Annotated in this window: 19 protein-coding genes; 11 read left to right on the forward strand and 8 right to left on the reverse strand. The window is 72.9% G+C overall.

The window, feature by feature from the left end:
* Window positions 1–201: 201 nt before the first annotated feature.
* Window positions 202–828: an NTP transferase domain-containing protein gene (locus ACIRB4_RS15080; RefSeq protein ID WP_403291350.1), complete on the reverse strand. Its 627-nt coding sequence runs from the start codon at window positions 826–828 to the stop codon at window positions 202–204.
* Between the two features lie 177 nt (window positions 829–1,005).
* Here ACIRB4_RS15080 and ACIRB4_RS15085 point away from each other — a divergent pair, with 177 nt between their 5' ends.
* On the forward strand, window positions 1,006–1,329 hold the full coding sequence (locus tag ACIRB4_RS15085) for a DUF5955 family protein (RefSeq protein ID WP_403291352.1): 324 nt from the start codon (window positions 1,006–1,008) through the stop codon (window positions 1,327–1,329).
* 65 nt (window positions 1,330–1,394) lie between these two features.
* Here the strand turns inward: ACIRB4_RS15085 and ACIRB4_RS15090 are convergent, their stop codons facing one another.
* A complete protein-coding gene (locus ACIRB4_RS15090; protein WP_403291353.1) occupies window positions 1,395–2,021 on the reverse strand; it encodes a response regulator in 627 nt (208 codons plus the stop codon).
* Window positions 2,018–3,193 carry a sensor histidine kinase gene (locus ACIRB4_RS15095; RefSeq protein ID WP_403291355.1) on the reverse strand — a complete coding sequence of 392 codons (1,176 nt, stop codon included), beginning with the start codon at window positions 3,191–3,193 and terminating at the stop codon, window positions 2,018–2,020. The genes ACIRB4_RS15090 and ACIRB4_RS15095 overlap by 4 nt, the downstream gene beginning before the upstream one ends.
* A 110-nt stretch (window positions 3,194–3,303) precedes the next feature.
* Here ACIRB4_RS15095 and ACIRB4_RS15100 point away from each other — a divergent pair, with 110 nt between their 5' ends.
* Together ACIRB4_RS15100 and ACIRB4_RS15105 are read left to right on the forward strand one after the other, a co-directional pair.
* A complete protein-coding gene (locus ACIRB4_RS15100) occupies window positions 3,304–4,389 on the forward strand; it encodes an ABC transporter permease (protein WP_403291357.1) in 1,086 nt (361 codons plus the stop codon).
* Window positions 4,386–5,066 carry an ABC transporter ATP-binding protein gene (locus ACIRB4_RS15105; protein ID WP_403291359.1) on the forward strand — a complete coding sequence of 227 codons (681 nt, stop codon included), beginning with the start codon at window positions 4,386–4,388 and terminating at the stop codon, window positions 5,064–5,066. The genes ACIRB4_RS15100 and ACIRB4_RS15105 overlap by 4 nt, the downstream gene beginning before the upstream one ends.
* A gap of 29 nt (window positions 5,067–5,095) precedes the next feature.
* Here ACIRB4_RS15105 and ACIRB4_RS15110 read toward each other — a convergent pair whose 3' ends face one another.
* Both ACIRB4_RS15110 and ACIRB4_RS15115 read right to left on the reverse strand, forming a co-directional pair.
* Window positions 5,096–6,682, reverse strand: coding sequence for an AMP-binding protein (locus tag ACIRB4_RS15110; protein WP_403291361.1), 1,587 nt, complete (start codon window positions 6,680–6,682; stop codon window positions 5,096–5,098).
* 290 nt (window positions 6,683–6,972) lie between these two features.
* Window positions 6,973–7,782, reverse strand: a complete 810-nt coding sequence (locus ACIRB4_RS15115; RefSeq protein WP_403291363.1) for an IclR family transcriptional regulator — start codon at window positions 7,780–7,782, stop codon at window positions 6,973–6,975.
* Window positions 7,783–8,118: 336 nt separating this feature from the next.
* On the opposite strand from ACIRB4_RS15115, the gene allB reads away from it, so the two are divergent.
* Entirely contained in the window at window positions 8,119–9,462 is a 1,344-nt protein-coding gene (gene allB, locus ACIRB4_RS15120; protein ID WP_403291365.1) for an allantoinase AllB, read from the forward strand.
* Between the two features lie 3 nt (window positions 9,463–9,465).
* Window positions 9,466–10,581 carry an allantoicase gene (gene alc / locus ACIRB4_RS15125; protein WP_403291367.1) on the forward strand — a complete coding sequence of 372 codons (1,116 nt, stop codon included), beginning with the start codon at window positions 9,466–9,468 and terminating at the stop codon, window positions 10,579–10,581.
* Window positions 10,582–10,932: 351 nt separating this feature from the next.
* Here alc and ACIRB4_RS15130 read toward each other — a convergent pair whose 3' ends face one another.
* On the reverse strand, window positions 10,933–11,673 hold the full coding sequence (locus ACIRB4_RS15130; RefSeq protein WP_403291369.1) for an SDR family NAD(P)-dependent oxidoreductase: 741 nt from the start codon (window positions 11,671–11,673) through the stop codon (window positions 10,933–10,935).
* Between the two features lie 216 nt (window positions 11,674–11,889).
* On the opposite strand from ACIRB4_RS15130, the gene ACIRB4_RS15135 reads away from it, so the two are divergent.
* Complete coding sequence (locus tag ACIRB4_RS15135; RefSeq protein WP_403291371.1) at window positions 11,890–12,501, forward strand: dihydrofolate reductase family protein; 612 nt, start codon at window positions 11,890–11,892, stop codon at window positions 12,499–12,501.
* Window positions 12,502–12,601: 100 nt separating this feature from the next.
* Complete coding sequence (locus ACIRB4_RS15140; RefSeq protein WP_403291373.1) at window positions 12,602–13,528, forward strand: DMT family transporter; 927 nt, start codon at window positions 12,602–12,604, stop codon at window positions 13,526–13,528.
* Window positions 13,529–13,604: 76 nt separating this feature from the next.
* Here ACIRB4_RS15140 and ACIRB4_RS15145 read toward each other — a convergent pair whose 3' ends face one another.
* Entirely contained in the window at window positions 13,605–13,826 is a 222-nt protein-coding gene (locus ACIRB4_RS15145) for a hypothetical protein (RefSeq protein ID WP_403291375.1), read from the reverse strand.
* Window positions 13,827–13,970: 144 nt separating this feature from the next.
* Here ACIRB4_RS15145 and ACIRB4_RS15150 point away from each other — a divergent pair, with 144 nt between their 5' ends.
* The 4 genes from ACIRB4_RS15150 to ACIRB4_RS15165 are packed head-to-tail and all read left to right on the forward strand — an operon-like array spanning window position 13,971 to window position 17,489.
* Window positions 13,971–15,197, forward strand: coding sequence for a sensor histidine kinase (locus tag ACIRB4_RS15150; RefSeq protein WP_403291377.1), 1,227 nt, complete (start codon window positions 13,971–13,973; stop codon window positions 15,195–15,197).
* Window positions 15,194–15,865 carry a response regulator gene (locus ACIRB4_RS15155; RefSeq protein ID WP_403291379.1) on the forward strand — a complete coding sequence of 224 codons (672 nt, stop codon included), beginning with the start codon at window positions 15,194–15,196 and terminating at the stop codon, window positions 15,863–15,865. The genes ACIRB4_RS15150 and ACIRB4_RS15155 overlap by 4 nt, the downstream gene beginning before the upstream one ends.
* 9 nt (window positions 15,866–15,874) lie before the next feature.
* Window positions 15,875–17,053, forward strand: coding sequence for a cytochrome P450 (locus tag ACIRB4_RS15160; RefSeq protein ID WP_403291381.1), 1,179 nt, complete (start codon window positions 15,875–15,877; stop codon window positions 17,051–17,053).
* A 4-nt stretch (window positions 17,054–17,057) separates the two neighbouring features.
* On the forward strand, window positions 17,058–17,489 hold the full coding sequence (locus ACIRB4_RS15165; RefSeq protein ID WP_403291383.1) for a PaaI family thioesterase: 432 nt from the start codon (window positions 17,058–17,060) through the stop codon (window positions 17,487–17,489).
* Between the two features lie 42 nt (window positions 17,490–17,531).
* On the opposite strand, the gene ACIRB4_RS15170 is transcribed toward ACIRB4_RS15165, so the two are convergent.
* A complete protein-coding gene (locus ACIRB4_RS15170) occupies window positions 17,532–18,542 on the reverse strand; it encodes a Gfo/Idh/MocA family oxidoreductase (protein WP_403291385.1) in 1,011 nt (336 codons plus the stop codon).
* Window positions 18,543–18,594: the final 52 nt, after the last annotated feature.

The raw sequence follows: 18,594 nt of genomic DNA on the forward strand, positions 1-18,594 counted from the left end.
TCACGGGCGGTGCCTTTGCGGCCGCCGGGCGTCGCGTATCGGCACGGAGTGCCGCAGGCGCCGAGATACGGCCGCGAGCGCCGTCAGAGGTATCAGGCGCTTCTGAACAGTGGATATTAGTTTCCTCATAGTGGAAGTTCAAGATGTGTCGATGTCGAGATTCTCCGGATCGACACAACATGGCTCTCAGTGCCACCTCCTTCACTCCAGGTGTGCCAGGTCGGCCTCCGTGTCGATGTCGTACGGTTCGGCCACATCCGAGCAGTCGACCAGGGTGATCGCATCCCGATGCGTCGCCAGATAGTCACGGGCTCCCCGGTCGCCGACCGCCCCCGCCGCGATGCCCGCCCACCGGTCCGCGCCGAAGAGCACGGGATGCCCCCGCTTCCCCTCGTACGCCGCCGCCACCAGGGAGCCACGGGACCGGTACGCCGACCGGACCCGCGCCACCGCCTCGCCCCCGATCCCCGGCTGGTCCACCAGGGAGACCAGTGCCGCGTCCACCGGCAGCGCCGCGGCGGCCAGCGAGCCGAGACCCACCCGCAGCGACGACCCCATGCCCTCCGCCCACTCGGGGTTGTCCACCAGGACGCACCCCGGCAGCTCGGCCCGCTCCCGTACGGCGTCGGCCGAGGCGCCGAGGACCACATGGATCACCTCGCAGCCTCCCTCACGCAGCACGCGCACCGCGTGCTCGACCAGCGGGCGGCCGCGGTGGGACAACAGGGCCTTGGGGCGGCCCCCCAGGCGCCGCCCACCGCCCGCGGCGAGCAGCAGCCCGGCCACCACCGGCACGGAGGGAGAGGAGGGAAGCGTCGTATGCGTCATGAGGACTGCATACCTCATGACGACGACGGGCACGGATGCCTGAATTACGTCCCCCGAGTGGCGCGCCCGGCGCGCGATGGCGTTAACTTGCCCGCGACCCCCGGCGGCTGACCACCGTTCGACGGGTCGGTTCGGAGTGTGGGGTTCGGCGCACGGTGCCGTGCGAGGGGGAGAACTTTGTTGCGGAGCATGGGGCAGAGGCGTGTGACGACCACCGGCAGCGGCGACGACCCGAGGGTGGCCGAGCTGCGTGCCGCCGTCTCCCGGCTCCGCCGCGAACTCGCGGGACACCCGGCCGAGTTCGCGGACCGGGGCATCGCCGAGGACGAACTCGCCTCGCTGGACGCGATGGCCGCCGGCGGCACCCCGGAGGTACGTCGGCTGCGCCGCTCCCTGCTGCTGATCGCCGGCTCGATCGGCTCCGTCAGCGCTCTCGCCAACGGCCTCGCCGACGTCCGCAAGGCCGTGGAACTCTTCGGCGAGCCCCCGCGTGAGGCCTGAGCGGAGGCACCACCGGAAGACTCGCGCGCGAACCGCGCAGGGGTGCGGGCGCCCGTCCCGCACGGTCATCGCCGGATCAGGCGCCGTTCCCTCGCCGCCGCCACCGCCGCCGTGCGCGAGTCGACCCCCAGCTTGGCGAAGATGTGCACCAGATGCGACTTCACCGTCGCCTGGCTGAGAAACAGCCGCTTGCTGATCTGCTGGTTCGACAACCCCTCGCCCACCAGCTGCAACACCTCCAGCTCGCGCTTGGTCAGCGCCTCCGCCGGCGTCCGCATCCGGTCCATCAGCCGGTGCGCCACCGCCGGCGCGAGCGCCGAGTGGCCCGCCGCCGCCGTACGGACCGCCGCCGCCAGCTCCTCCGGCGGGGCGTCCTTCAGCAGATAGCCCGAGGCGCCCGCCTCGACCGCCGCCAGGATGTCGGCGTCCGTGTCGTACGTCGTCAGCACCAGGACCCGCGGACCGCCCCCCACCGCCGTGATCGCCGCCGTCGCCTCCGAGCCGTGCATCCCCGGCCCGAACTGCAGATCCATCAGCACCACGTCCACACCGCCGGCGGCCGCCAGCTCCACCGCCCTCTCGGCCGTGGCCGCCTCGCCCACCACGGCGAAGCCCGGCTCCGTGTCCAGGACCGCGCGCAGCCCTGCCCGTACCACCGGATGGTCGTCCGCGAGAAGGAGACGGATCGTCATCGGGACACTCCGGAGGGAAGAGGAGACGGGAGGGGGAGGGAGACGGCGACGGCCGTGCCCTGCCCGGGCGCGGACTCCACCGTGAACGTGCCGCCCAGCGAACGGGCCCGCGCGCGCATCGCCGGCACCCCGAACCCTCCCTCCGGTGACGACGACAGCAGCGCCGGATCGAAGCCCCTGCCGTCGTCGACCACGTCGAGCGTCACCGAGGCGTCCATGAAGGACAGGGTGATCTCCACCCGCCCGGCCTCCGCGTGCCGGACCGTGTTCGACAGCGCGGACTGGGCGATCCGCAGCAGCGCCACCTCGTACGGGGTCGGCAGCTCGACCGGTGTCCCGCTCAGCGTGAAACGCCGCGAGGCCGAGCCGGGGCCGGCCTCGCACAGCCGCTCCAGCGCCGCCGCCAGCGAGCCGTGCTCCAGGTCCGGCGGCGACAGGGCCCGGACGAACCGCCGCGCCTCCGCGAGATTGTCCTGGGCCGCCCGCCGGGCCCGGTCGATGTGCCCGGCGGCCGGCGAGCCCTCGGGCAGCGCCCGCTCGGCGGCCCGCAACAGCAACTGGATCGAGGAGAGCCCCTGCGCCAGCGTGTCGTGGATCTCCCGCGCGAGCCGCTCACGCTCCGCCAGCGTCCCGGCGTGCCGCTCGGCCGCCGCCAGTTCCGCCCGCGTCGCGATCAGCTCCACGACCATCCGGCGCCGCCGCTCGCTCTCCCGGTACAGCGTCTGATAGCCGAGCACCGTCGCCACCGCGACCGCCGCGCCCAGCAGCGGCCCGATGAAGACGCCCGGATTCAGCGGGCCGGCGTGCCGGACGTACGAGAGGATCGCCAAGCAGGCCGTCAGCGCCACCGACGGCAGCGACCAGCGCACGGGCAGCAGATGCAGCTGAAGGAAGTAGAGCGGGAACGCCACCCACAGGCCGTCCGGCGTCAGCCACAGCAGCGCCAGCCAGGACGCGCACAGCACACCGAGCCATATCGCGGCGGCCCGCCGCGAGTCGCGTACGGACGGCAGCAGGGAACCGGCGGCGTAGACCGCGCCGATCAGCGCCGCCACGACCGAGCCCGCGGCGGTGTCCGCCCGGACCGCGGCCAGCGCCAGCAGGCCCGCCATCAGCAGATGCAGGCAGAGGCGCAGCGCGCGCAGAGCCGGGGTGAGGGAACGTGCGTCCATGATCTGCCAGCGTAGGGCGCAGCCGACAATCCGGACTCAACCGAAAGTTTGATTGCGAGGCAATCCGTGGCGCGATGCCTCACCCCAGCACCGCGTCGCACCCTGGATGCATGTTCGTGGCATGGAGAGACCTGCGCTTCGCCAAAGGGCGATTCACCCTGATGGGCACCGTGATCGTGCTGATCACGCTGCTCGTCGGCCTGCTGTCCGGGCTGACCGCCGGGCTCGCCCGCGAGAACATCTCGGCGATCACCGGGCTGCCCGCGGACCGGCTCGCCTTCGCCGCCCCGCCCGCCGGTCGTGAGGTCTCCTTCACGAACTCGACGGTGACCGAGCGGCAGTGGCGGGAGTGGGCCGAGCGGCCCGGAGTGGAGAGTGCCCGGCCGCTCGGCATCCGTACCCTCAACGCCGCCGCCGGGGACCGCACGGCCGCCGTCTCCGCGTTCGGTACGGAGCCGGGGGCCGGCCTCGCCCCCGAAAGCGGACGGCTCGGACCCGGCCGGGTCGTCCTGTCGGAGTCCGCCGCCGACGTACTGGGCGTGGCCGCCGGCGACGCGGTACGGCTCGGTCCGCTGCGGGCGACCGTCGCGGCGGTCGCGGGCGACGCCTCGTACAGCCACACGCCGGTCGTCTGGACCTCGCTCGACGACTGGCAGAAGCTGGGGCACGACGGCACGACCCGCGAGGAACAGGCCACCATCGTCGCTCTCACGACGACCGAGGGGGCGGACCCGGCGGCCGGCGACAAGGCGATCGGCACCCAGGCCCGGACGATCGACGGAGCCCTCACCGCCATTGGGTCCTACCAGGCCGAGAACGGTTCGCTGCAGCTGATGCGGGGGTTCCTCTTCGTCATCTCCGCGCTCGTCATAGGGGCGTTCTTCACGGTCTGGACGATCCAGCGCAGCGGTGACGTCGCCGTCCTGAAGGCCTTGGGAGCCTCGACCCCCTATCTGCTGAAGGACGCGCTCGGACAGGCGGTGCTGATGCTCACCGCGGGGACTCTCCTCGGCACCGGCCTCGCGGTCGCCGTCGGCGCGTTCGTGAGCGGCGGCGACGTGCCCTTCGTCCTCGAACCGCTGACCGTGCTCGGCCCGGCCGCCGTGACGATCGGCCTCGGCGTGCTCGGCGCGGCCCTGTCCATCCGGCGGATCACCGCCGTCGACCCCCTGACCGCTCTCGGGAGCGTGCGATGACCCTGCTGCTCGACGACGTGACGCTGACCTACCCCGACGGGGAGGGGCGGCTGACCGCCCTCGACTCCGTCTCCCTGGAGGTGCCCGCCGGCCGCCTCACCGCGGTCGTCGGACCCTCCGGCTCCGGCAAGTCGAGCCTGCTCGCGGTCGCGGCGACGCTGGTGACACCCGACCGGGGGCGGGTGATCGTGGCCGGTACGGACACGGGTGCGCTGAGCCCGGCGGGCAGGGCGGCACTGCGACGGGAGCGGATCGGGATCGTCTTCCAGCAGCCCAACCTGCTCCCGTCACTGTCCGCGGTGGAGCAGCTCCAGGTGATGGCGCACCTCTCCGGCGCCAGACCCAAGGCGGTACGCGACAGGGCCCTGGCCCTCCTCGACGCGGTCGGCCTCCTGGACCTGGCCGCCCGCCGCCCGCACCAGCTCTCCGGCGGGCAGCGCCAGCGCGTCAACATCGCGCGGGCCCTGATGAACGAGCCGTCCGTACTCCTCGTCGACGAGCCGACCAGCGCCCTGGACCACGAGCGGGGCGCCGCGATCGTCGGCCTGCTGGCCTCGCTGACCAGGGAACGGGGCACGGCGACGGTCCTGGTCACCCATGACCGCACCCATCTGGCGCGCACGGACGCCACGGTGGCGCTCCGGGACGGCCGCCTCTCCCAGGAGGCCGCCGTATGAACGCGCCGCTCCGCGAGCCCGCCGGCTGCTCAGGAGCCGAGGGGCAGCGAACGCAGGTCCTTGCGGAGGATCTTGCCCGCCGCGGACTTCGGCACCGCGTCGGTGAACTCGACGATCCGCACCTTCTTGTGCGGGGCGACCCGCTCGGCGACGAACGCGATCACCTCGTCGGCCGTCAGCCCGGCGCCCGGCCGGCGGACCACGAACGCGCGGGGGATCTCGCCGGACTCGTCGTCCGGGTAGCCGACGACCACGGCGTCGACGATCGCCGGATGGGTGAGGAGCAGCGCCTCCAGCTCGGCCGGCGGCACCTGGTAGCCCTTGTACTTGATGAGCTCCTTCAGCCGGTCGACGACATAGACCTCGCCCCGGGGGCCGAGCCGCGCGATGTCACCGGTGCGAAGGAACCCGTCGGCGAGGATCGTCTCCTCGGTCGCCTTGGCGTTGCCGAGGTAGCCGGCCATCACGTTCGGGCCGCGCACCTGGAGTTCGCCGGTGGCGCTGTAACCGTTCTCGACGGCCTCCACCTCCGTCCCCGTCTCCGGGTCCACCAGCCGGAACTCCACGTTCGGGACGGCGAACCCGATCGATCCGACCGACAGCGAACCGTCGGCGGGAGTGACATGGGAGACCGGGCTCAGCTCGGTCATCCCGAAGCCCTGCATCATCCGGCAGCCGAGCTTGGCCGCCAGCGCCTCACCGAGCGCCTCGTCCAGCGGGGCCGCGCCGCTCACCACGGTCCGCACGGTGGACAGGTCGTACTGGTCGGCCATCGGGTGCTTGGTGAGGGCGACCGCGATCGGCGGTGCGACGTACAGGAAGGTGCAGCGCCGGTCCTGGACGCTGCGGAGGAAGTCCGCGAGGTCGAAGCGTGGCAGGGAGGCGATCGTGGCACGGACCCTGAGGGACAGGTTGAGGATCACGTTCATGCCGTAGATGTGGAAGAACGGCAGCACGGCCAGCACGGAGTCCTCGGCCGACAGCGGCAGGACCGGCTCGTTCTGGCAGATGTTCGCGACCAGGTTGGCGTGGGTCAGCATGACGCCCTTGGCCCGGCCGGTGGTCCCAGAGGAGTACGGCAGCACCGCGAGGTGCGTCGCGGGGTCGATCGACACCTCGGGCGCCGGCCGGCCCTCGGCCAGCATCGCGGGCAGCGTGTCGTGCCCGGTGCCGGGGTCGAGGAGGTAGAGGTCCTCGGCGGGGATGCCGACCTCGGCGGTCGCGGCCAGCGCGGTGGTCAGGAGCGGGGTGACCGTGACGTACCGAGTGGCCTTGGAGTCGCGCAGCTGCGTGGCGATCTCGGCGGGGGTGTAGAGGGCGTTGACGGTGGTGACGGTCGCGCCGGCGCGCAGGATTCCGTGGAACGCGACCACGAACTCCGGGCAGTTGGGCGCGTGCAGGGCCACCACGTCGCCCGGACGCACCCCCCGCTCGGCGAGCGCCCCCGCGAACAGCAGGATCCGGTCGGCGAGTTCACCATAGGTCAGCGCACGCCCGGAGGGCCCGTCGACGATCGCGACCCGGTCCCGGTCGGCGGCGTCGAGCGTGCCGAACAGAAGCTCGTGCACGGTCACGTTGGGAACGACGACGTCGGGAAGCGGACTGCGGAAGATCACGGTGGTCTCCTCGAAGGGACGGGCCGCGCGGGACGAAAGGCGACGGTGCCGCGCATCCTGCCGCAGGCGGAAGCGCGGCGCGACAGGACGAAGAACACGTTGGTCCTCACCCACCGAGCTGGGATGATCCCCCTGCCCTCACCGCCGCCCACGCACCCGCCGCCGAGCCGTTCCCGCGAGCCCCCACCCGCCCCGCCTCGCCAGCAGGGTCTCGTCGACCTGCCGCGCCCACGGCGCCCGGCCGGCAGACCGGGTCGGCCGCGACGGCCTCTCGCGCTGCTCGGAAGGTCCTAGCCCTGGCCGTTGCCCGCCGTGTTCGCCAGGGCCGTGGAGAGTTCCCGTGCGACCTCCTGGAGGACGGGGACGATCTTCTCCGTCGCTGCCTCCGTGACGCGGCCCGCCGGGCCCGAGATCGAGATGGCCGCCGCGGTGGGGGAGTCGGGGACGGAGACCGCGAGGCAGCGGACTCCTATCTCCTGCTCGTTGTCGTCCACCGCGTACCCCGCCTCGCGCACCAACGCGAGCGCGTCCAGGAAGCCCTCGGGCGTGGTGATCGTCTTCTCGGTCGCGGCCGGCATGCCCGTACGGGCGAGCAGCGCGCGGACCTCGTCCGCCGGGGTGTGGGCGAGCAGGGCCTTGCCCACGCCCGTGGAGTGCGGCAGGACGCGCCGGCCGACCTCGGTGAACATCCGCATCGAGTGCTTGGACGGCACCTGCGCGACGTACACGATCTCGTCGCCGTCGAGCAGCGCCATGTTCGCGGTCTCGCCCGTCTCCTCGACGAGCCGCGCGAGGTACGGGCGGGCCCAGGTGCCGAGCAGCCGGGCGGCGGACTCGCCGAGCCGGATGAGGCGGGGGCCGAGCGCGTACCGGCGGTTGGGCTGCTGACGGACGTAGCCGCAGGCCACGAGGGTGCGCATCAGGCGGTGGATGGTGGGCAGCGGCAGCCCGCTGCTGGCGGAGAGTTCGCTGAGCCCGACCTCGCCGCCCGCGTCGGCCATGCGCTCGAGAAGGTCGAACGCACGCTCAAGGGACTGCACGCCACCGCTCGCGGCGGCGGGCTTGGCGGCGTCGGTGGTGCTGGCGCTGGACGTCGGCACGTCGAGGTCCTTTCGAGGCAGGCGGGCAAGGCAGCAGCCTACCGGGCCGTCCCGCCGGACACACGGTCCCGGTCCCGGCGTACGGGCCGGTCAGGGGGGTGTTTGTCCGATGTCGGCGGCCGTCCGGTGACGTCCTCGTCCGTCCCGCATGTGGAGAGCTACGTTCTACTCTACGAAATTATCCTTCCACTTCATGGAAACGTCCAAGTGGCCGCTGTCCGGGCCGGTCCGGCGGGCGCATGCTGAAAGCGTGCCCTTGACGACATGTCGTCCTGAGTGAAGACTCCTTCAACAGTTCGTTGAATTTTTCTGCTGGGTGGAGAAGAAGGGGTACGGGTGGACGTCAATCTGGTACTGCGCTCGACAAGGGTCATCACCCCCGAGGGGACGCGGCCCGCGTCGATCGCCGTCTCCGGCGGGATCATCGCCGCGGTGCTGCCGTACGACGCCGAGGTACCGGCCGGTGCCCGGCTGGAGGACATGGGCGACGACGTCGTCCTCCCCGGCCTGGTCGACACCCATGTGCATGTGAACGACCCCGGCCGCACCGAGTGGGAGGGCTTCTGGACGGCGACCCGCGCGGCCGCCGCCGGCGGCATCACCACGCTGCTCGACATGCCGCTGAACTCGCTGCCGCCGACCACCACCGTCGAGCACCTGCGGATCAAGCAGGACGTCGCCCGCCCCAAGGCGCACATCGACGTCGGCTTCTGGGGCGGCGCGCTGCCCGACAACGTCAAGGACCTGCGGCCCCTCCACGACGCCGGCGTCTTCGGCTTCAAGTGCTTCCTGTCACCGTCCGGCGTGGACGAGTTCCCCTCGCTCGACCAGGAGCAGCTGGCCACCTCGCTCGCCGAGATCGCCGGATTCGACGGCCTGATGATCGTGCACGCCGAGGACCCGCACCACCTCGCCGCCGCCCCGCAGGGGAAGGGCGAAGAGGCCACCAAGTACGCGACCTTCCTCGCCTCCCGGCCGCGTGACGCCGAGAACACCGCGATCGAGAACCTGATCAACCAGGCCCGCCGCCTGAACGCCCGCGTGCACGTCCTGCACCTGTCCTCCTCCGACGCGCTGCCGATGATCGCCGCCGCCAGGGCCGAAGGCGTCAAGATCACGGTCGAGTCCTGCCCGCACTTCCTCACCCTCACCGCCGAAGAGGTCCCGGACGGCGCCACCGAGTTCAAGTGCTGCCCCCCGATCCGCGAGGCGTCCAACCAGGACGCCCTCTGGGAAGGGCTCGCCGACGGCACCATCGACTGCATCGTCTCCGACCACTCACCCTCCACCCCCGACCTCAAGACCCCCGACTTCCTCTCCGCCTGGGGCGGCATTTCCTCCCTCCAGCTCGGCCTGCCCGCCATCTGGACCGAGGCGCGCCGCCGCGGCCACACCCTGGAGGACGTCGCCCGCTGGATGTCCGAAGGCCCCGCCCGGCTCGCGGGCCTGGACCGGAAGGGCGCGATCGAAGCAGGCCGCGACGCCGACTTCGCCGTCCTCGACCCCGACGCGACCTTCACCGTCGACCCGGCCGAACTCCAGCACCGCAACCGGATCACCGCGTACGCGGGCAAGACCCTGCACGGCGTCGTCACGTCCACCTGGCTGCGGGGCCGGCGCATCGCCGACCGCGGCACCCTGGCCGAGCCCTCCGGCCGCCTCCTCGAAAGGAACAACTGACCCGTGACCGGCATACCCTCCTTCACCGGTGACGCCAGCCCCTACGGCGGCGGCGACCCGTACGCGGACTACCGCACCGCGGACTTCCCCTTCACCCAGTACGCCGACCTCGCCGACCGCCGCCTCGGCGCGGGCGTGATCGCCGCCAACGACGAGTTCTTCGCCGAGCGCGAGAACATGCTCAAGCCCGAGCCCGCCGAGTTCGACCCCGAGCACTTCGGCCACAAGGGCAAGATCATGGACGGCTGGGAGACCCGCCGCCGCCGTGGCATCTCCGCCGAGCAGCCGCACCCCACCGACGACGACCACGACTGGGCGCTCGTCCGCCTCGGCGCCCCCGGCGTCGTACGCGGCATCGTCGTCGACACCGCGCACTTCCGCGGCAACTACCCCCAGGCCGTCTCGGTCGAGGCCACCTCCGTGCCCGGCTCGCCCTCGCCCGAGGACCTCCTCGCCGACGACGTGAAGTGGACCACCCTCGTCCCGCGCACCGCCATCGGCGGCCACGCCGCCAACGGCTTCGCCGTCGACGTCGAGCAGCGCTTCACCCACCTCCGCGTCAACCAGCACCCCGACGGCGGCATCGCCCGCCTGCGCGTGTACGGCGAGGTCGCACCCGACCCCAAGTGGCTCGGCGTCCTCGGCACCTTCGACCTCGCCGCGCTGGAGAATGGCGGCCAGGTCGAAGACGCCTCCGACCGCTTCTACTCCCCGGCGACCAACACCATCCAGCCCGGCCGCTCCCGCAAGATGGACGACGGCTGGGAGACCCGCCGCCGCCGCGACAAGGGGAACGACTGGATCCGCTACCAGCTCGTGGCCGAATCCGAGATCCGCGCCGTCGAGATCGACACGGCCTACCTCAAGGGCAACAGCGCGGGCTGGGCGGCGCTCTCCGTCGCGGCCGAAGGCTCGGAGGACTGGACCGAGATCCTGCCCCGCACCCGCCTGCAGCCGGACACCAACCACCGCTTCGTACTCGAGACCCCCGCGGTCGGTTCCCGCGTCCGGATCGACATTTACCCCGACGGCGGCATCTCCCGCCTCCGCCTCTTCGGCTCCCTCACCGAAGCCGGCTCGGCGCGCCTGACCGCCCGCCACCAGGAACTGGGCGGGTAACGACACCCCGCCCGGCCCGCGAGGGCGCACCGGCCCGACAGCACCGGCGCGCCCTCGCCCCTTCTTCTTTGGGGGCTCGGTTCGCCTCCGGGCGCTCTGTGCCGGGCTCACAGCCCCGCCCGTGCTCGCCCCGCTCGTTCCTCGCGGACCTGCGCGCGGTCGGGGCTGTTCCCCCGGCGCGCCCTTCGGCTCACTCGCCGGGTTCCGGGCTGGTGGCGTCCGGGCGCTCTGTGCCGGGCTCACAGCCCCGCCCGTGCTCGCCCCGCTCGTTCCTCGCGGACCTGCGCGCGGTCGGGGCTGTTCCCTCGGCGCGCCCTTCGGCTCACTCGCCGGCGCCCCCTTCTGGCTCGGTTACGCCGCGTGGCCGCCGTCCACCGAGAATTCCGCGCCCGTCACGTACTCCGCGCCCGGGCCCGCCAGGAACGCCACCATCGAGGCCACCTCCTCCGGAGCGCCGAAACGGCCCAGTGCCGTCATGTCCGCCTGGCCCGGCGCGTACGGGCCGTCCGCCGGGTTCATGTCCGTGTCGATCGGGCCAGGGTGGACGATGTTGGCCGTGATGCCCCGCCCGCCCAGCTCCCGCGCCAGCGCCTTGGTCAGCCCGATGAGCGCCGACTTGCTGGTCGCGTAGAGCGTGCCGCCGGGGCCCGGGACGAGCGCAGTCATACAACTGCCGATCGTGATGATCCGCCCGCCGCTCTCCATCCGCCCCGCCGCGGCCTGTGAGGCGAGGAAGGCCGCGCGCACGTTCACCGCGAGCACCCGGTCCACATCCGCGAGGCTCAGGCTCTCCAGCGGAGCCAGCACCCCCACCCCCACGTTGTTGACGAGGACGTCCAGCCGGCCGAGCGCGTCCGCCGCCCATTCCACCGCGCCCGCCGCGTCCCCGGCGTCCGCCGCGTCGGCGCGCAGGGCCAGCGCCTTGCGCCCGGCCGCCTCGATCCCCGCCGCGACCTCGCGCGCCCGCTCCTCCTCCCGTACGTACGTGAAGGCCACGTCCGCGCCCTCCCGCGCCAGCCGCAGGGCCGTGGCGGCACCCATCCCGCGGCTCCCGCCCGTCACCAGGACCGCCTTGCCGTTCATCGTGGACATCCCGAAACCTCCGTACACACGCCATGAGTGGTTGCGGGTTCAATGAAAGTTTGCCGGGCGGGAGGACGCTGGCGGCAATCGGACACCGATGAGTTCCGCCGGGCGGTGGAGTCGAACCTGGTGAGACACGATGGGCCGGGGGACACCGGTCCAAGGAATGCCGAACCGAACGCCGAACAGAACGGCGAACCGAAAGCCGACCGAAAGGCACCCGCCATGGGCAAGCTCAGCCTCACCCAGTTCCTGACCCTCGACGGCGTCTACCAGGCCCCCGGCGGCCCCGACGAGGACCGCAGCGGCGGCTTCGAACACGGCGGATGGTCCGTGCCGTACGGGGACGACGACTTCGGCCGCTTCGTGGACGAGGTCTTCCAGCGGCCCGCCGCCTTCCTCCTCGGCCGCCGCACCTACGAGATCTTCGCGGGCTTCTGGCCGAAGCAGACCGACCCCGCCGACCCCGTCGCCTCCAAGCTCAACGCCCTCCCCAAGTACGTCGCTTCGACGAGCCTCACCCACGCCGACTGGGCCGGCACCACCATCCTCGGCGACGACGTGGTCAAGGAGGTCGCCGCACTGAAGGAACGCACCGACGGCGAGGTGCAGATGCACGGCAGCGGCGGCCTCGCCAAGACCCTGCTGGCGCACGACCTCATCGACACCCTCCATCTGCTCGTCTTCCCCGTCGTCCTCGGCACCGGCCGCCGCCTCTTCACCGACGGGGCCCGGCCCACCGCGTTCCGCTCCACCGAGGCCCGGACCACGAGCACGGGCGTCGCCATCCACACGTACGAACTGGCGGGCCGCCCCACGTACGGCTCGTACGCCTGACGGAAAGGTGTAGCCACCACACGCCCCTGCGGGTACGGTGATCGTCCCGCGTGCGAGCCGCTGAAGTCTCCACTCCTTGCGACGAGTCGGAGCAGCCCGCATGTCCTCGATCACCGCTTCCGTACCCCTGCGCGCCCCGCGCCGCGCCTGGCTCACCGACCTTCCGGTCCTCCTCGTCGCCGTCGTCTGGGGCGCCAGCTATCTCGCGGCCAAGGGCATCACCACCACCCACACCGTCGTGGCGGTCCTCGTCCTCCGCTTCGCCGTGGTCCTGCCCGCCCTCGTCGTCGCCGGATGGCGGGGGCTGCGGGCGCTCGGCCCCGCCCAGTGGCGCGGCGCCGGGCTCCTCGGTCTGGTGCTCAGCGGGATCTTCCTCCTGGAGACCTACGGCGTCGTCCACACCTCCGCCACCAACGCGGGCCTGATCATCAGCCTCACCATGATCCTCACCCCGCTCGCCGAGGCCGCCGTCACCCGCACCCGCCCGCCGCGCGCCTTCCTCGCGGCCGCCGCGCTCTCCGTCGCCGGAGTGGTGCTGCTGACCCAGGGCGGAGGGTTCACCACCCCCTCCCTCGGTGATCTGCTGATGCTGCTCGCCGCCCTCGCCCGTACCGTCCACGTCCTGGCCATGTCCCGGATCAAGGCCGTACGGAGCGCCGACTCGCTCTCCCTGACCACCGTCCAACTCGTCACCGCCGTCGGCGTCTTCGCCCTCCTGGCCACCCTCCCCGGCACCGGCGCCTCGCCCCTCGCCACGGCCCTCGACTTCGGCCCCCGCGAATGGGCCGGACTGGTCTTCCTCTCCGTCTTCTGCACGCTCTTCGCCTTCTACGTGCAGATGTGGGCCGTCCGCCGCACCTCCCCGTCCCGGGTCAGCCTGCTCCTCGGCACCGAACCGCTCTGGGCCGCGGCCGCCGGCATCGCGCTCGCCGGGGACCGCCCCGGCGCCCTCGGCCTGGCGGGTGCCGTCCTGGTCCTCGCGGGCACGACCTGGGGCCGCCGAGCCGCCGACGAGGGCGCCCGGTAGGCGGCGAGAAAACGCCGCTCGCCCAGGGCCCCGGCGTCGTCACGCCGTCGTCGCCGCGCGCCGCGGGCCCGCCTCGTCACACCTTCCGCACCCGGTCCGCGACGATCAGCAGCACAAGACCCAGCACGGCCATCACGATGTTCGCGAACAGCTCGCGGCCCTGGAGGAACCACAGATGCTCCGTCAGGAACCGGGTGAAGCCCATCAGTCTGAACCAGCCGTCCGTCAGCTCGCGGATCACTCCGCAGACACCCGCGACCAGCACGACCATGCCGGCGATCTCCAGAATCCTCTTCATGGAGAGAGCATCATCCGCCCCCCGCGCCGCTCGCGTCGGCCCACCGGCCATGGCGGCGCTACCGAAGTCTCCTCTCACGCGACTTTGGTCGCTTCCCTCCGCCCGTGCCCCGCCGCGCGCCGCTCACCTGCGTAATTTGGGGGGATGACACGTACGGACCGCCACGCCTGGCTGCTTCCCTCGGCCATGGCCGACACCCCGGCCGACAGCCCCCCGGGCCGCCGGCCGCGGCGCACCGTACGCGACTGGGTCGTCGACACCCTCCTCTTCCTCCTCGCGGCCTTCGTCGGCCTCCTCGCCGCCGAGTCCACCGACCAGCTCAACAGCGACGTCGTCGCCTTCGCCGACCAGATCGTCGGCGCCGCCGCCTGCTGTGCCCTCTGGCTCCGCCGCCGTTGGCCCGTCGGCCTCGCCGTCGTCCTCACCGTGATCAGCACCATCGCGCCCGTCGCCGGCGGGGCGGCCCTCGCCGCCCTCTTCGGCGTCGCCGTCCGCCGGCCCTTCCGGGAGACCGCGATCCTCGGCGGGCTCGCCGTGGCCTCCTCCACCGCCCAGGTCTTCCTGCGCCCCGACCCGTCCCTCCACCCGGCGGCGGCGGTCGTGATCGGCATCGTCCTGACCCTGCTGGTGACCGCGTGGGGCATGCTCGTACGCTCCCGGCGCCAGCTCGTCGAAGCGCTGCGCGAGCGCGCCCGGCGCGCCGAGGCCGAAGCGGAGCTGCGCGCCGAACAGGCCCAGCGGCTCGCCCGCGAGGACATCGCCCGCGAGATGCACGACGTGCTCGCCCACCGGCTCACCCTGCTCAGCGTGCACGCGGGAGCCCTGGAGTTCCGGCCGGACGCACCGCCCGCGCAGATCGCCCGCGCCGCCGGCGTCATCCGGGACAGCGCCCACGAGGCGCTCCAGGACCTGCGCGAGATCATCGGCGTGCTGCGCACCCCGGGCGAGGAGGGCGGCGGCGACCGGCCACAGCCCACCCTCGACACCCTGGACGCGCTGGTCACCGAGTGTCGCCAGGCCGGGATGAAGGTCGTTCTCGACGTCTGCCTCGACACCCTCGGGGACTCCGCCGCCGTCCCCGCCGCCACCGGCCGCACCGTCTACCGCATCGCGCAGGAGGGCCTCACCAACGCCCGCAAACACGCCCCCGGCGCCGAGGTCACCGTCACCGTCCGCGGCCGCCCCGGCGACGGACTGACCGTTCAGGTCCACAACCCGGCGCCCGCCGGGCCCGTCCCGCACGTCCCCGGGTCGGGGCAGGGCCTCATCGGGCTCACCGAACGCGCCACCCTCACCGGCGGGCGGCTGGACCACGGCCCGGCCCCCGACGGCGGATTCGCCCTCCACGCCTGGCTACCGTGGCCCTCATGACCATCCGGCTGCTGATCGTCGACGACGACCCCCTGGTCCGCGCGGGCCTCACCTTCATGCTCGGCGGCGCCGACGACATCGAGATCGTCGGCGAGGGCGCCGACGGCCGGGAGGTCCCCGACCTCGTCGACCGGCTCGCCCCCGACGTCGTGCTCATGGACATCCGGATGCCCCACGTCGACGGCCTCACCGCCACCGAACGGCTCCGCGCCCGTCCCGGCGCCCCCGAGGTCGTCGTCCTCACCACCTTCCACGCCGACGAACAGGTGGTGCGCGCCCTGCGGGCCGGCGCGGCGGGCTTCGTCCTCAAGGACACCCCGCCCGCCGAGATCGTCGCCTCCGTGCGCCGGGTCGCCGCCGGCGACCCCGTGCTCTCCCCGGCCGTCACCCGCCAGCTGATGACCCATGTCGCCGGACAGCAGGGGCAGCCCCGGCGCGCGAGCGCCGCCGACCGCCTCGCCGAACTCGCCCAGCGCGAACGCGAGGTGGCCGTCGCCGTCGGCCACGGCCGGTCCAACGCCGAGATCGCCGCGATCCTCTACATGAGCGTGCCGACCGTCAAGACCCATGTCTCGCGCATCCTGGCCAAACTCGGCCTGAACAACCGTGTCCAGATCGCTCTCCTCGTCCACGACGCCGGGCTGCTGGAGGACGAGGGCGGGGCCTAGTCTGGACCGATGTCCGTCATCGATCTGGGGGAGTACGGCGCGGACTTCACCGCGAACCCTTATCCGTACTACGCGAAGATGCGCGAGACCGGGCCCGTCCACCGGGTCCGCACCGCCGACGGCGACCAGCTGTGGCTGGTCGTCGGCTACGAAGAGGCACGCGCCGCCCTGGCCGACCCGAGACTCTCCAAGTCCCCGTCCGTCGTCGGCCTGACCATGCTGGACGAGCAGGTCATCGGACCCAACCTGCTGGTCCTCGACCCGCCCGACCACACCCGGCTGCGCAAGCTCGTCGCGGGGCAGTTCACCGGCCGCCGGGTGGAGAGCCTGCGGCCGCGCATCGAGCGGCTCACCGGCGAACTCGCCGACACGATGGCGCCGGCCGGCCACGCCGATCTGGTCGACTCCTTCGCCTTCCCGCTGCCCATCACCGTCATCTGCGAACTCCTCGGCATCCCGGCCGCCGACCGCGACACCTTCCGGGCCTGGTCCAACGAGATCGTCGCCCCGACCGGCGCCGGCCCCGAGACCGAGGCGATCGAGGGCTTCGCCGCCTATCTCGACACGCTCATCGAGGACAAGCGCGCCGCCGGCCCCACCGACGACCTGCTCTCCGACCTGATCACGGCCCGCGCCGAGGACGGCGACCGGCTCTCCCTGGCCGAACTGCGCGCGCTCGCCTACCTCCTGCTCATCGCCGGCCACGAGACCACCGTCAACCTCATCTCCAACGCCGTACGGGCGCTGCTCACCCGCTCCGACCAACTCGCCGCGGTCCGCGCCGACTCCGGCCTGCTCGACGCCGTGGTGGAGGAGACGCTGCGCTGGGAGGGTCCGGTGGAGAACGCGACGTTCCGGTTCACCCGGGAGCCGGTGCGGTTCGGGGAAACGGTCATCCCCGCGTACGAACCGGTCCTCGTCTCGCTCGCCGCGGGCGGCCGCGACCCGGAGCGCTTCCCCGACCCCGACCGCTTCGACATCCGCAGGGACCCGCGCGGTCATCTCGCCTTCGGGCACGGCATCCACTACTGCCTGGGCGCCCCGCTGGCCCGTCTGGAGGCACGCGTCGCGATCGCGACGCTTCTGGAACGCTTCCCGCGGCTGGAACTCGACCCCGAGGGCGGCGCGTTGGACTGGCTGCCCGGCATGCTCATGCGCGGCGTCCGCCGCCTTCCCGTCAGATGGTGATCCCATGACCGCCGCCCCGTCGCACGACCTCGACCTCGCCCTCGCGCGGAAGGTGCTCGACGCCCAGCCGTTCAGCCGGCTCCTCGGCGCACGGATCACCGCCTTCGGCGAGGGTGGGGCGACCCTGGAGCTGGACATCCGCGAGGAACTGCGGCAGCAGCACGGCTTCGTCCACGGCGGCGTGCTCTCGTACGCCGCCGACAACGCGCTCACCTTCGCCGCCGGCACGGCGCTCGGCGGGGCCGTCCTCACCGCCGGCTTCTCCATCCAGTACGTCCGCCCGGCCGTCGGCGTCACGCTGATCGCCCGCGCGGAGGTGGTGCACGCGGGGCGGCGCCAGGCGGTGACGCGCTGCGATCTCCTGACCTTGAACACCGAAGGCGCCGAGACGCTGTGCGCGGTCGCGCAGGGCACGGTGCTCGCGGCGAACGGCTGACGCCCCGCCGTGCGGCCGGTCGACGGCGGGCGGTCGGCGTCGTCAGCCGCCGTCCGAGGCGATCTCGGCCAGGGCGACCGGCCGGCGTTCCCGGCGGGAGAGCTCGCACGCCTCGGCGATCCGCAGCGCCTGGAGCGCCTCACGGCCGTCGCAGGGGTTCGGCGCCTCGCCCCTGACCAGCCGTACGAACGCGTCCAGTTCGGCCTCGTACGCGGGCGCGAACCGCTCCAGGAACCCGGGCCAGGGCTTCTCCGCGGCCGGCGGGCCCAGCGGCTCGACGGAGGTGAGCGGGGTGCGGTCGTCCAGGCCGACGGCGATCTGGTCCCGCTCCCCGGCCAGCTCCATCCGTACGTCGTATCCGGCGCCGTTGCAGCGGGTCGCCGTCGCCGTCACCAGCGTGCCGTCGTCCAGGGTCAGCACCGCGGCCGCCGTGCCGACGTCACCCGCCTCGCGGAACATCGCGGGGCCGGCGTCCGAGCCGGTCGCGTACGCCTCGACGACCTCCCGGCCGGTCACCCAGCGCAGGATGTCGAAATCGTGCACCAGGCAGTCCCGGAACAGCCCGCCGGACAGCGGCAGATACGCGGCCGGCGGCGGCGCCGGGTCGGAGGTGGCCGCCCGTACGGTGTGCAGCCGGCCGAGCCGGCCCGAGCGCACGGCCTCCCGGGCGGCCCGGTACCCGGCGTCGAAGCGGCGCATGAAACCCAGCTGCAGCTCCGTCCCGGCGCTCTCCACGGCCCGCAGCGCGCCGAGCGTGCCGGACACGTCGAGGGCGATCGGCTTCTCGCAGAAGGCCGGGAGCCCGGCCTCGGCGACGCGGGCGATCAGCTCGGCGTGGGCGGCGGTCGCGGAGGCGATCACGACGGCGTCGAGCGGATGGCCGAGGAGGGCGTCGACCGTCGGGGCCGCGTCGGCGCCGAGCGCCCCGGCGACCGCCGCCGCCCGGCCGGCGTCGGCGTCCGCCACGATCAGCGAGTCGATCTCCTGGTGACGGGCGAGGACGCCCGCGTGGAAGGCCCCGATACGGCCCGTTCCGATCAGTCCGATGCGCATGGCCCCAAGGTGGTGCCGCCGGAACCTCCTGTCAAGGATTTGTCAGGACAAT

Source organism: Streptomyces sp. NPDC093600 (assembly GCF_044764755.1).
Classification (GTDB): Bacteria; Actinomycetota; Actinomycetes; order Streptomycetales; family Streptomycetaceae; genus Streptomyces.